At 36.1% G+C, this 12,467-nt stretch carries 14 protein-coding genes, 1 tRNA gene and 1 riboswitch; of the genes, 7 read left to right on the top strand and 8 right to left on the bottom strand.

The window, feature by feature from the left end; all coding sequences use genetic code 11:
• Window positions 1–2: 2 nt before the first annotated feature.
• From nusB to ribD, 6 genes are read right to left on the bottom strand one after another with little or no spacing between them, the layout of a single operon-like run.
• Window positions 3–434: a transcription antitermination factor NusB gene (nusB, locus tag PLA12_12970; GenBank protein HOQ33406.1), complete on the bottom strand. Its 432-nt coding sequence runs from the start codon at window positions 432–434 to the stop codon at window positions 3–5.
• Window positions 428–901 carry a 6,7-dimethyl-8-ribityllumazine synthase gene (ribE, locus tag PLA12_12965; protein ID HOQ33405.1) on the bottom strand — a complete coding sequence of 158 codons (474 nt, stop codon included), beginning with the start codon at window positions 899–901 and terminating at the stop codon, window positions 428–430. The genes nusB and ribE overlap by 7 nt, the downstream gene beginning before the upstream one ends.
• Before the next feature lie 2 nt (window positions 902–903).
• A complete protein-coding gene (locus tag PLA12_12960; protein ID HOQ33404.1) occupies window positions 904–1,185 on the bottom strand; it encodes a DUF2007 domain-containing protein in 282 nt (93 codons plus the stop codon).
• A 15-nt stretch (window positions 1,186–1,200) separates the two neighbouring features.
• Window positions 1,201–2,391, bottom strand: a complete 1,191-nt coding sequence (locus PLA12_12955; protein HOQ33403.1) for a bifunctional 3,4-dihydroxy-2-butanone-4-phosphate synthase/GTP cyclohydrolase II — start codon at window positions 2,389–2,391, stop codon at window positions 1,201–1,203.
• Window positions 2,392–2,419: 28 nt separating this feature from the next.
• Entirely contained in the window at window positions 2,420–3,049 is a 630-nt protein-coding gene (locus PLA12_12950; GenBank protein ID HOQ33402.1) for a riboflavin synthase, read from the bottom strand.
• Between the two features lie 11 nt (window positions 3,050–3,060).
• The gene (gene ribD, locus PLA12_12945) at window positions 3,061–4,158 is read right to left on the bottom strand and encodes a bifunctional diaminohydroxyphosphoribosylaminopyrimidine deaminase/5-amino-6-(5-phosphoribosylamino)uracil reductase RibD (protein HOQ33401.1); all 1,098 of its coding nucleotides are present in this window, start codon (window positions 4,156–4,158) and stop codon (window positions 3,061–3,063) included.
• A 136-nt stretch (window positions 4,159–4,294) separates the two neighbouring features.
• Window positions 4,295–4,411: riboswitch (FMN riboswitch) on the bottom strand.
• A 262-nt stretch (window positions 4,412–4,673) separates the two neighbouring features.
• On the opposite strand from ribD, the gene PLA12_12940 reads away from it, so the two are divergent.
• Window positions 4,674–4,760, top strand: a tRNA-Leu gene (locus PLA12_12940).
• A gap of 33 nt (window positions 4,761–4,793) precedes the next feature.
• Here the strand turns inward: PLA12_12940 and PLA12_12935 are convergent.
• Both PLA12_12935 and PLA12_12930 read right to left on the bottom strand, forming a co-directional pair.
• A complete protein-coding gene (locus PLA12_12935; protein ID HOQ33400.1) occupies window positions 4,794–5,768 on the bottom strand; it encodes a SufD family Fe-S cluster assembly protein in 975 nt (324 codons plus the stop codon).
• A gap of 18 nt (window positions 5,769–5,786) precedes the next feature.
• A complete protein-coding gene (locus PLA12_12930) occupies window positions 5,787–6,533 on the bottom strand; it encodes an ABC transporter ATP-binding protein (protein ID HOQ33399.1) in 747 nt (248 codons plus the stop codon).
• A gap of 273 nt (window positions 6,534–6,806) precedes the next feature.
• Here PLA12_12930 and pal point away from each other — a divergent pair, with 273 nt between their 5' ends.
• The 6 genes from pal to PLA12_12900 form a co-directional block, all read left to right on the top strand.
• Entirely contained in the window at window positions 6,807–7,334 is a 528-nt protein-coding gene (gene pal, locus PLA12_12925; protein ID HOQ33398.1) for a peptidoglycan-associated lipoprotein Pal, read from the top strand.
• A gap of 63 nt (window positions 7,335–7,397) precedes the next feature.
• On the top strand, window positions 7,398–8,360 hold the full coding sequence (ybgF, locus tag PLA12_12920; protein ID HOQ33397.1) for a tol-pal system protein YbgF: 963 nt from the start codon (window positions 7,398–7,400) through the stop codon (window positions 8,358–8,360).
• A 106-nt stretch (window positions 8,361–8,466) separates the two neighbouring features.
• Window positions 8,467–9,483, top strand: coding sequence for a BadF/BadG/BcrA/BcrD ATPase family protein (locus tag PLA12_12915; GenBank protein ID HOQ33396.1), 1,017 nt, complete (start codon window positions 8,467–8,469; stop codon window positions 9,481–9,483).
• A 3-nt stretch (window positions 9,484–9,486) separates the two neighbouring features.
• Window positions 9,487–10,620, top strand: coding sequence for a DUF1573 domain-containing protein (locus PLA12_12910; GenBank protein HOQ33395.1), 1,134 nt, complete (start codon window positions 9,487–9,489; stop codon window positions 10,618–10,620).
• An 11-nt stretch (window positions 10,621–10,631) separates the two neighbouring features.
• Window positions 10,632–11,012, top strand: a complete 381-nt coding sequence (locus PLA12_12905) for a hypothetical protein (protein HOQ33394.1) — start codon at window positions 10,632–10,634, stop codon at window positions 11,010–11,012.
• Between the two features lie 22 nt (window positions 11,013–11,034).
• On the top strand, window positions 11,035–12,467 hold a 1,433-nt coding region (locus PLA12_12900), incomplete at its 3' end, for a UTP--glucose-1-phosphate uridylyltransferase (GenBank protein ID HOQ33393.1).

Genomic DNA, 12,467 nt, shown 5'->3' with positions numbered 1-12,467 from the left:
AATTAATCTTCTTTAGTTATCCAATTTTGACTTGTAAAAACACGGTCCAATATTCCATTGACAAACTTTGGGGCATCTTCTGAACCGAACATCTTCGCTAATTCAATTGCTTCGGAAATACTGGTTCTTGGTGGAGCCAGTCCAGATAATCCCCCTTCATATACAGCAATTCTTAATATAACTTTTTCAATCAGTCCTACCCTACTCCAATTCCATTTTGTAAGAGATTCTTTAATAATTTTATCTATTTCTTCCTGTTTTTCGATTATCCCCCAAATTAACTTTTCAGCGTAAGCCCTTACTGATTTCCTGAAAGGATTATGTTTCCAAAAGTCCTCTAATTCTTCTTCTCCTTCAAGGGGATGAAATTCCAGACCAAAAAGAAACTGTAACGCAGCAATTCGTGCTTTTCTCCGTCGTTCCATTACTAACATGAATTCAATTGCTCCACAATTGAAACCATTTCTAAAGCAGTTAAGGCTGAATGAGCCCCTTTATTTCCTGCTTTTGTCCCTGCTCGTTCAATTGCCTGCTCAATACTATCCGTAGTTAAAACTCCAAAAATAACCGGGACACCGGTATTTAAAGATACCTGCCCTATTCCTTTTGTAGTTTCTGCGGCAATATACTCAAAGTGAGGTGTTCCTCCTCGAATAACACATCCTAAAGCAATAATAGCGTCGTATTTTTGGGATTCTGCCATTTTTTGAGCAATCAATGGTATTTCAAAGGAGCCCGGTACCCAGACAACAGTAATCATTTCATCAGGAACACCATGCCTTTTGAGGACATCTAAAGCCCCATCCAGTAGTTTTTGAACTATAAATTCGTTAAAGCGCGATGCAATAATCCCAAATTTTTTGTTTTGTGGAATTAAATTCCCTTGAACAATTTTAGGCATATTTATTCTCCTTCTTCTTCAGAAAAGTTATTTGTATTTTCTTCATCTACTATCAACTCTTGATTTTCTATATTTTCCTTGAGTATTTGTTTTGCTTTATCATAATCCTCTTCACGAACTATAACCAAGGCATCTGCACTCACTGGCCATACAGAATGTGGAATATTCGTTTCTACGAAGGATTCAATACCATTATCTTCGAGTAAACGCACTATCAGTTCGGCTTCTATATCCGATATGCAACGGGCTAATATTTTTAAATTATCTGAATTTTTATCTTCCATTATTATATAAACCTATTATAACAAATGTCCTAATTTTTCTTTTTTTGTCTTTAAGTATACAGAATTATGCTCATTAGGGGGGATAATAAGAGGAACTCGTTCCACAACTTTTAATCCATACCCTTCCAATCCTGCCCTTTTAATTGGGTTATTCGTTATAAGACGCATTTCCTTTACACCCAAATCTACTAAAATTTGGGCACCCAAACCATATTCTCTTGGGTCGGGGTCAAAACCCAAATGTTTATTTGCTTCAACTGTATCCAAACCTTGGTCTTGTAAAGCATAGGCTTTTATTTTATTCGCTAATCCTATACCTCGTCCTTCTTGACGCATATAAACAATAATACCACAACCCTCTTTCTCAATCATTCTCATTGCTTCCTGCAATTGTCCTCTACAATCACAACGAAGAGAACCCAATACATCCCCCGTAAAACATTCAGAATGGACACGAACTAAAACCGGTTTCCCAGAAGCAACATCACCTTTAACTATTGCAATATGCTGATAGGTATCTATCATACTTTCATAAATAATAATTCGGAATTCACCAAAAAGAGTAGGTAATTGAGCCTCGGCTATTCTTTGAACCAGTTTTTCATGGGCACGACGATACCGAATAATCTGTTCTATGGAACAAATCTTCAAATTATGTTCCTGAGCAAATTTCTCAAGGTCAGGGAGGCGAGCCATAGTCCCATCATCTTTCATTATTTCACAAATTACTGATACCGGGGTCATATTTGCCATTTTTAGAAGGTCAATAGAGCCTTCCGTTTGCCCCGCACGAACCAGAACTCCCCCATCGCGGGCACAAAGCGGGAAAAGATGTCCCGGACGAACTAAATCTTTTGCCTGTGTTTTAGGATTGGCCACCAAACGAATACCATACGCACGGTCATACGCACTTATACCTGTCGTAATTCCATGTGCTGAATCAAAGGAAAGATGAAACGCAGTAGTAAAAGGAGAAGTATTATGAGTTGTCATGGGAGGTAAATCTAATTCTTCAAGGCGTTCTTTTAACATGGGAACACAAATTAAACCTCTGCCATACTTTGCCATAAAATTAATGGCTTCCGGGGTTACCTTCTCCCCTGCCATAACGAGGTCACCTTCATTTTCTCGGTCCTCGTCATCAATCAATATTATCATTTTCCCTTCTTGCAAATCTTTGATAATTTCCTCTAATGGTGAAAGCATCTTAAAAATCCTTGTTTAAATTTTACAGTTATAAAAAACCATGTTCTTTTAAAAATGTTTCTGAAATTTTTGTTTGTGAATTATATGGAACTAATAATCTTTCAATATATTTTCCGATAATATCCGTTTCAAGGTTGACTTTATCTCCTACATTTAAAAATTGCAAATTTGTATTATTTCGTGTTGAAGGAATAATTGCTACACTGAAAATATCATCAATAATATCTACAACTGTCAGGCTAATTCCGTCAATAGCAATTGAGCCTTTGGGAACAATATACTTGCAGATACTCTGAGAAACTTTAAAATACCAAAAAGAGAATTGTCCTTGTTCTACAATACGGTTCACAGTACCAATACTATCTACATGACCCAAAACTATATGCCCTCCAAATCTACCGTTTATAGGCATAGCCCTTTCCAGATTTACCTTTTGTTGAATATGAAGTTCCGAAAGGGTTGTTTTCGCTCTTGTCTCAGGGGAGATTTGGGCAGAAAAAGAACTATCTGTCTTTTCTGTTACAGTTAAACAGACTCCATTTACTGCAATACTTGCACCCAAAGTTATATCTGATAATACCACACTTGCCTGTATTGTAATTTTGTTCGCTGAAAGGTTAATAATTGTTCCTATTTCTTCGATAATTCCTGTAAACATTTCTTTACCTTCTATTTAATAACATAGGACTCAATCAAAACATCCTGATTTAATTTCTTTACAGAGGCAATTTTTAGTTTTAATGCATCATTAACTTTTTGGGCAATACCGGTGCCCATAACAGGACTAATTGCATTTTCTCCTCCAAAAATTTTCGGACATATAAAGGTATAGACTTTATCAACAATTCTTTCCTGAAATGCAGATGCGAATACACTTCCTCCTCCCTCTATTAAAACGGAGGAGATTTCCAACTTACCTAATTCTTGCATTAATTCCGTTAGCGGGACATGTCCTTTTTCTGTAGATTTTAACTCAATAATCCTATCTACGAAAGAATAATTTCGGTTATAAGTTGTTGCAACCCATGTAGGGGCTACTTTTCTATCTTTGAAAACATTTAAGTCCTCTGATAACCTATTTTTAGTATCGAGAAGAATCCGTATTGGATTTTTATAATCTCCATCAATGTGCCTTACCGTTAAAAGAGGATTATCTACAAGAACAGTTTTCCCTCCAACCAATACCGCATCTACTTCATTTCTTATACTATGAACAATTTTTAGCGAATCTAAATCACTGATATATTTAGAATCACCTGTAATCGTGGCTATTTTCCCATCCATAGTCATAGCCCATTTGGCAATTACAAAGGGGACTTTCTGAGTAATGTATTTAATGAATATCTCATTCAATTTTCGGGCCTCTTCTTCCAAAACACCTACAAGTACATCAATACCTGAGGATTTAAGCATTTCAATTCCCTTCCCCGAAACAAGCGGATTAGGGTCTTGCATAGCAATAACTACTCTTTTAGGTCGGGCTTCTATAACTTTTGATATACACGGTGGAGTTTTCCCAAAATGAGTGCAAGGTTCAAGTGTAACATAGATGGTAGAATTATAAGTATCTTCTACAACATTATTCAGAGCAACAATTTCTGCATGTGGACTTTCTGCTTTCTGATGATAACCTTCTCCAATAATCTTACCATTCTTAACAATAACACATCCTACCATAGGATTAGGAGATGTCCTTCCCTTGCCTTTCTCAGCAAGTTCTAATGCTCTTCGCATGTAATATAAATCTTTGGTAACTTCTTCTTCCATATTTTTCGCTTATAAAAATGTTTATCCTAAAAAATTAAAAAGCCCTGATAGGATTAACCTATCAGGGCTTTTGGAAAAAGCCGCAAATGGCCGCTGCAAAGAATTCCCATTGCGACTAAGAAGTATTCATCTTTTCACTAACGCTTCTTCCATCCGGACTTTAACCGTCGGCTTCGGAATTTCACCGAATCGGCATCTCTGCTCGCGGGCTATTACCGCCGGTCGGGGATTTCACCCTGCCCTGAAGGTTAGTATTCAATATTTGATTTATTCTAACATAAGTTACCCAAAAAGGTCAAGTATAATTTTTTGAACTTGTAATTAACTTAAAACACATTTAATTACAAAAGAATATAAAAATTTATAAATTTATACAAATAACGAATAAATACAAATAATATTATATAGCCATATATAAATACTTAAAAACACATATAAAAGCAATTAATAAACGCGTTATAAATTTAAAATTTGAATTTTTATCCCGATTTTTTTATAATCTTCTATACAACGATGCCGGGATGGCGAAATTGGCAGACGCATCGGACTCAAAATCCGACGAGGCTTAACCCCTCGTGAGGGTTCGACTCCCTCTCCCGGCACTTTTTCATTTATACTTCTCGCCCAACAAAACCTTATTCTATTTCTTTTATCATATTCTGCCAATTTTGTTTTTTACTGAGCAGTCCTTCAATAATTAAATCTGTTGCTTCATCTTCGTTTAATCCGTGAGCCATAAGAGTTACCAATTGTTTCGCATCAACACTCCCTATTGCCGCTTCATGAGTAACATGTGCCGTAGGATTTTTAACCAAGACTGTTGGAACTGCCTTTGCCTGCGCATTTCCCACAACAATTTCTTTACAATCTACATGTCCTCGGGAAAACGGAGCATGAGCCACCAGAGTGTTTTCAATATCTGCTATAGCATATTGTTTTAATGCAATATGGGAGACAATAACACCCGTTGAATATTCCCCAAGTAAATGCACTATTTCGTGCAAACGAATTTGGTCATTATTCGTTCCTGAAATTCGGGCTGTCATTTCTGTCTTACTTTGTGCTTCTGCATTTACTTCGTATTGAAATTCGATATTGCCAGCAGCACCTTTTATTAATTCAAATTCTGTTGAAAATTCTGCTCCTTCCTGAACATGAATTTTGGCGTTAGGAATAACATCTACGCCTCCTTTAGGTCCATGGACATGTCTCTCAAAATAGGCATAATGAGCATGGGGTTCTATCTCTATATCGGCATCCATTATATGTTTTACCTGACGGGCATTAGGAAAGGTGCAATGAGCCAGTATCATTGCCTTGGATTCTTCTTGAGCACGGATGTGAAGTTTTACCTTTTGTAATCCTTCCTCGGGCAATACACCGAAACATATATGAATGGGTTTCTCTATTTTCATTCCTTTTTCTATCAAAATCTCGGCTTCAATTCCATCTTTCATTTCATCTGCTTGAACGCGTAGGCCAGGAACGAGATGGAGCCCTACGACTTTGTTTTGATGAACCTGTATTTTTGCCACATCTTCTGGAAAAACATGTCCAATATCTATACCTAATGATTTCAATAATTCCAATGCAGTATTACTATTATTCATTCCATTTCCTTTTTTAATTTATGGTGCTGTTTCCATTGTTGAAGTTATGAATCTATCATGATTACATGGGATACATTTGTTCTGGAAATAGGAGGCTATTCGGTTTATATCTCCTTTATCCAAAATTTTTCCACAACACATCAAAAAAGCATGGTCTGCTTGATTAAGAACAGCGAGACTATGTGTTATAGCGACAATGGTAATCCCATCTTGTTTTAATTTCTTCAATAGAGAAAATATTTTTTCTAACGCATCAATATCAATCCCGGAATCCGGTTCATCTAACAAGATTAATTTGGGTTCCATAGCAATGATGGAAGCCAATTCGATGCGTTTTCTCTCTCCACCACTCAAAGTTTTATCTACAGCCCTGTTTAGGTATTTATGTGGGTCAAGACCTACCATTTCTAAAACTTCTTCTGCTCTTTTATGACATTTATTTTTGGCTCCTGTTAAAATAAATTTTTCTACAGAAAGTCCTTCAAATCGTGCGGGTTCTTGCCATGCTAAAGTAAGTCCGCGCTGTGCTCTATCAAATACAGGCAAGTTCGTAATATCTTCTCCTAAAAAGCAAATTTTCCCTTGTTCAGGTTTATATCCCGGTAAACCCATAACAGTAGAAACCAATGTAGATTTTCCTGCACCGTTTGGACCTATAATGGCATGGATATGTCCTGCCCATATTTCCATTTTTATTCCTCTCAAAATCTTTTTATTTTGAACAGATAAATTCAAATCATCAATTGTCAATATTATGTTGTCCATTTCATTTCACCTATAGTTACAAATTTAAAATAACAGGACTTCAAATCACTTATATTACTGCAATCAAAAAAACTATTACAAAAAGTAAATATTTTTGAAACTTTTTTATTTGTATTGTAATTATAATTTATAGTTAACTTGTTTTTCCTGGTTAAAATGATTTATAATAGATTTACCTTTCTGGAAGCCTACCTATCAAGCAGGCAACAATTAGTAACACAACAAAATAAACTTAAAATTAAACTTTAACTCTTTACAAGAGGAGGTTCTTCAATGTTTAAAAAGAATTTGTATTTCACAGTATTAGCCATTGTTTTAGTATCATTAGTCCTAACGGGCACCGCCTGTAAACATAAAAAAGGTGCTCCAATTGACACAGGTATTGGAACAACATCAACAGAAAAACCGAGTGGCGAAGGACAACCAGAATTAGATTTGGAAAAATTATTATTTACTCCCGGTAGTAAATACGGATTAGAAACAGTATATTTTGATTATGATAGTTCGTCCCTTCGTCCGGATGCGATAGCAACCCTGCAAAAAAATGCAGAGAAAATTAAACAAGTACCGGGCGTTATAATTCAGTTGGCGGGTCATTGCGATGAACGCGGAACACAAGAATATAACCTTGCATTAGGTGAAAGAAGAGCCCTTGCAGTTCGTGATTATCTTATTAAGTTAGGGATACCGGGAGAACGGTTAGTTACTATTAGCTACGGTGAAGAATTCCCCGCAGACCCAGGACATAATGAGGCTGCATGGGCAAAAAATCGTCGTGTAGAGTTTAATCGTGCCCAGTAAAAGTTTTATAATTGGGTAAAGATTACAATAAGATATTATTCAAATTATTTAGGAGATAAGAATATGAACATAGTGCGGTGCATATCTTTTGGGCTTGTATGTTTATTTATTTTTTTAGCTACTTCATGTGGAACTACAGGTGGCAAACAAGTAGAAACCGTTATATATGATATGCACCGCCGTGTTACAAAATTAGATAAAGGTTTTGATGGGATAAATACGACTTTTGCAGATCTCTCGGTTAAACTTCAAGAGAATGAGCAGACTATGAAATCTTTACAGTCTGTGATTGAAGAAAACCAGGTAAAAATATCCCAATTAAGTAAAGATTTAAACGAGTTAAAAACTACATTATATCGCCATCTGAATTTATCTGTAGGTGGAGTTTCTGCTCAACCGTCTACTTCAGGAGCCCCCAAAGAAGCAATGGGTAATGTAGAAATTTTGCCACCCAGTTCAGCCCAAGCCCCTCCTATACAAGTTCCTCCTTCGGCTCCAACAGTACCCACGCAAACGACAGCATCTGCTCCAAAAACAGGAGCACCTGCTCCAAAAACAGAGGCACCTAATCCACCTGTTACTACAACGCAACCTCAAACCATAGCAGAACCTCCTGCAGAACAAGCAACAACTACAATTGACCCTAAAGAGGATTACAATGAGGCTCAAAAATTGTTTGCCAATGAGAAATATGAGGAAGCATTTGTTCGGTTTGATAAACACATCAAAATGTTTCCGACACAGGAAACAACTCCTAACGCAATATTCTGGAAAGCAAAATCCCTGATGAATTTAAACAAATATCAGGAAGCTATTCAGGAATTTGATGTCTTGAAGAATAATTATCCCAATCATCAAAAAATACCCACTGCGTTACAGAATCAAGCAGTAGCCTATTCAAGGTTAGGTCAAAATGATAGAGCAATTCAAATATTAAAAGAGTTGATTGACAAATATCCATTATCCGCTGCCGCAGAACAGGCAAAATCGGACTTAGAAAAACTGCAAAATCTTTCTAATCGATAACACGAATTGAATTTTTAAGATATAAAAGTGAAAATATATACGCGCAGGTAAAGAGTAAGTATCTGCGCGTTTCTTATATATCCAAAAAAATATGAAAGGGTTAGCAATGCGGTATTATTTAGGAATTGATGCAGGAGGCACTAAAACCTTTGTCCTCATTGGGAACGAATCTGGAAGAATCCTTGGTTTTGGACAAGCTGGAGCTGGAAATTATGAAGCATACGGAATTGAACCGGCAAAACAAGAAATCCAGAAAGCAGTTTCGTCGGCATTAGAAGAAGCCGGATTAAAATTATCCGATATTAATGGTATTGGATTAGGAATAGCAGGAGCCGATATTCCTGAAGATTATGTAATGTTAGAAGAAGAAATTTTTACTCCTATATTTGGAAGTATTCCTCGATGTTTTCGCAATGACTCAATGGCAGGACTCCGTGGAGGGACCAAACATCCTTATGGAATTGTCATTGCTTGTGGAACCGGCTGTGTTTGTGCAGGTAAAAGTAAAGATGGGAAAGAAGCGCGAGTTGGGGGTATTAGTGAAGATTTCGGGGATAAAGTGAGTGGGTCAAGTATTGGGCAAGAAGGATTAAAAGCAGTATGGAGATATAGAGATAAAATTATCGGATATACGAAATTAGTAGATAAATTTTTAGAACGGTCTGGATGTAAAGATGTAGATGAATTGTTCTATAAAATGTATAAACATAATTTAACCTATCTTGATTTACAACCTATGGCAAAATTAGTTTTTGATGCGGCTTATGAAGGAGACAGTATAGCCTGTGATATTTTGGAATGGGGAGGTAGGTATTTAGGAGAAATGGTAAATGCATGTGCCCGCATATTAGATATGACTCGCTATCCTTTCGATGTGGTCATGGCAGGCAGTGTATTTAAGGGGATTAGTCCTGTATTAAAGGATGCCATGACAACCGTTATACATAGAGAGTGCCCATTAGCAACCCCCGTAATGCCCGTTTATGAACCTGTAGTTGGTGCTCTCTTATTGGGTATGGAATTAGATATTACTATCAATGAAAATATTTACAATCAACTGGATACCGATCTTGATATTTTCCAGAAAAAACATAAAGTAATATTAAAAGTATCGAGACAATAAACTATGCGAATTAAAAAAGTTCAATATATTATTTTTGGTATTGTTTTCCTGTGTTCATTGTTTGTATTCTGGCTGGTCATCAAATCTCAAAACCAAAACCTCCAAGATAACGATATAGAAAATCCCTATAACCCTTCTCTTCCCCCTGTTGGAAGTAATCCTGATAATACAGCCATAATAGAATTAGAAACAGGTTCGGTTCTGGATTTAGGCACCGTTCCAAACGATAAAGAAACTACAAAAAAAGTAAAAGTATTCAATAGAGGGAAATCCATCCTTAGTTTAAAGGATATACGAACCACTTGTGCTTGTACTATAGGCACAATACCTATTGGACAAAATGCAATCCCACCCAATGGAGAGGGATATTTTATTGTTACTCTTTACCCTGCAAGAGTTGTAGGATTTTCCTCTGAAAAGACTTTGACCATATTTTCTAATGATTTCAAAAATCCTGTAATTGAATTGAAAGTTATTGCTAAAGTTGACCCTGAGTTTATTTGTGAACCTGAATTTGTTGATTTCGGAACACTTCCTAAAGGGAAAATTATTGAACAAAAGTTACACATTAAACAGAAGTCTATGAACAAACCTCTTGAAATAAATAAAGTTTATGAGAAGGATATTCAGGATATTACAGATAACGATTTAACTTTTGAAATTACCAAGACAAAAACAGAAGAACCTGTAGAATATACTATTTCATTTAAGATAAATCCCTATGTATCTCCCGGTGAACTTGACAGGAAAATTTTCTTAAGTACAAATATAGACCGTTTCCCTGAAGTTCCAATAAAAGTAAAAGGTATTGTCACTGCTCCTTACAAAATAAATCCAACCTTCCCAAAGCCTTTTGTTGTTTTTCCTCAAATATCTAAAGAAATATCTAACTTAAAAAGCATAGAGATTACTCCCCAATCTGAAAGCGATAAGATAGAGATTGTTTCTTTTGAAATCATCCCTGATTTCTTCACTGCTCGTGAAGTTTCCATTTCAAACACTCCGGGAATTAAAATAGAAGTAGTACCTAAAACACCTGAAAAGGAAACATCCGCTGTTTTGAAATTAAACCTTAAAGTTAATGATATAGAATATCAAGACCATGTTTTATTAAAAACACTGTCTTCAATTCATTAAGGAAAAAACAAATGCCTTTATTTGGTTGGGGAAGTTCAGACAAGAAAACGCCTAAAGAGGAAATAAGACCTATACCTGGAAGGCAAGTTTATTGTCGGATTTGCAATGCAGACCACATGTTTTCTCGGGCATGGCGAAGGGTTTCCCCCATGGTTAAATGTCCATGCTGCGGGATGGAATTTCCGAAACCAGAAGAGGTTTACAAACGATTTCAACCTATTTGTCCAAAATGTGAAGAGCCGTTAGAACAGCCCGGATTCGACTATGGTATATGCGATGGATGTGGTTCAAAATACGAAATAACAGAAGGATGCAAACCTGGTTTGCTTCCTAATTATAAGCAACGACAAGAAATGAACAAATACGGCAAAATATGGAGTCCTTACTGGTAGTATGAGTATAAGGAGTAAATCTTTGTTCAGTACAGAGGTAGAAAAAGAAATTTATCAAAAAACAGTCGAATTTGGTCAGGAGCATGTTTTCCAATTCTGGGAACAACTTCAAGATAAGGAGAAACAACACCTGTTAAATCAATTAAAGGAAATTGATTTTCAGTTAATGAACGATTTAGCAGAAAAGTGGATACTTTCTACCCCAGAAACCGAGGTTTTCTCTCAAATAAAACCGGTCGATGTTATTCCATTGAGAGAAGATACACATCCCCAAGAAAGGGAAGCATACGAATGTGGCGAAGAAATGTTGCGTAAGGGGAAAGTAGGATTATTCCTTGTAGCAGGGGGACAAGGAACGCGATTAGGTTTTGATGGACCTAAAGGGACTTATCCAGTGGGTCCTATTACTCAGAAATCTTTATTTCAGTATCATGCTGAAAAAATTATTAATCTACAAAATAGATACAATTGCATATTACCATGGTATATCATGGTAAGTGAAGGAAATGAAAAATCTACAGTATCCTTTTTTAAAGAACATGATTTTTTTGGGTTAAGTCCTGAAAATATTTACTTTGCAGTCCAACCTATGGTTCCGTGTCTCAACGAACAGGGAAAATTTATGATGGATTCTCCATACTCTATTGCAAAGAATCCAAATGGACACGGAGGGACAATACCTACGATTGTAGAAAAAGGAATCTTAAAAGATGCCCGAAATCGGGGTATAGAAATGTTAAGTTATTTTCAAGTAGACAATTGGGCAGTAAAAGTGGCTGACCCGAGGTTTATTGGTTATCATACCTTAAACAAAGCAGAAATGTCATCAAAAATTATTCGGAAAAATTCATTAAGGGAGCCAGTAGGGGTTCATTGTTTGTGTGATGGTGTGTACCGGGTCATTGAATATTCTGAATTAGATATATATCCTCAATTGCTTGAAACGGATTCTGTGGGAAATATGAAATTTTTTGCAGGGAATCCCGCCATGCATATTATTTCATTAGATTTTGTAGAAATGGTTTATAAACAATTACATCTTTTCCCTTGGCATAAAGCATTTAAGAAAATACCTTACATAAACGAACATGGAGAATTAATAAAACCAAAGCAACCTAACGGATTCAAGTTCGAAACATTTATATTCGATGCACTTCGTTTCACAAGCCATCCTCCTGTGGCGGTGGAAATCCAAAGACTGGGTGAATATACTCCTATAAAGCAATACGATGGAGATAATAGTGTTATTTCTGCACGAAAAAGTATGACTCAATTTTGGGGGGAATGGTTGAAAAAAGCAGGTTATGCAATCGAATCTTATTTAGGGCAAAAGGATAATTTTTATATTGAAATAAGCCCCATATTCTCACTTACAGAAAAAGAATTCCTTGAAAAACAAAAAAATTACAAATGGGAACTAACAAAACAAGGAATAGCAATTGATAAAGACGGTAC

This window comes from Candidatus Hydrogenedens sp., assembly GCA_035378955.1.
Lineage (GTDB): Bacteria > Hydrogenedentota > Hydrogenedentia > Hydrogenedentales > Hydrogenedentaceae > Hydrogenedens.
The sequence above is the reverse complement of the archived record's forward strand: the minus strand, read 5'-3'. Positions and strand labels throughout refer to the sequence as shown.

Coding starts and splice junctions, on each gene's coding strand:
- nusB (HOQ33406.1), bottom strand. CDS start 434: ATGTTAGTAATGGAACGACGGAGAAAAGCACGAATTGCTGCGTTACAG.
- ribE (HOQ33405.1), bottom strand. CDS start 901: ATGCCTAAAATTGTTCAAGGGAATTTAATTCCACAAAACAAAAAATTT.
- PLA12_12960 (HOQ33404.1), bottom strand. CDS start 1,185: ATGGAAGATAAAAATTCAGATAATTTAAAAATATTAGCCCGTTGCATA.
- PLA12_12955 (HOQ33403.1), bottom strand. CDS start 2,391: ATGCTTTCACCATTAGAGGAAATTATCAAAGATTTGCAAGAAGGGAAA.
- PLA12_12950 (HOQ33402.1), bottom strand. CDS start 3,049: ATGTTTACAGGAATTATCGAAGAAATAGGAACAATTATTAACCTTTCA.
- ribD (HOQ33401.1), bottom strand. CDS start 4,158: ATGGAAGAAGAAGTTACCAAAGATTTATATTACATGCGAAGAGCATTA.
- PLA12_12935 (HOQ33400.1), bottom strand. CDS start 5,768: ATGAATAATAGTAATACTGCATTGGAATTATTGAAATCATTAGGTATA.
- PLA12_12930 (HOQ33399.1), bottom strand. CDS start 6,533: ATGGACAACATAATATTGACAATTGATGATTTGAATTTATCTGTTCAA.
- pal (HOQ33398.1), top strand. CDS start 6,807: ATGTTTAAAAAGAATTTGTATTTCACAGTATTAGCCATTGTTTTAGTA.
- ybgF (HOQ33397.1), top strand. CDS start 7,398: ATGAACATAGTGCGGTGCATATCTTTTGGGCTTGTATGTTTATTTATT.
- PLA12_12915 (HOQ33396.1), top strand. CDS start 8,467: ATGCGGTATTATTTAGGAATTGATGCAGGAGGCACTAAAACCTTTGTC.
- PLA12_12910 (HOQ33395.1), top strand. CDS start 9,487: ATGCGAATTAAAAAAGTTCAATATATTATTTTTGGTATTGTTTTCCTG.
- PLA12_12905 (HOQ33394.1), top strand. CDS start 10,632: ATGCCTTTATTTGGTTGGGGAAGTTCAGACAAGAAAACGCCTAAAGAG.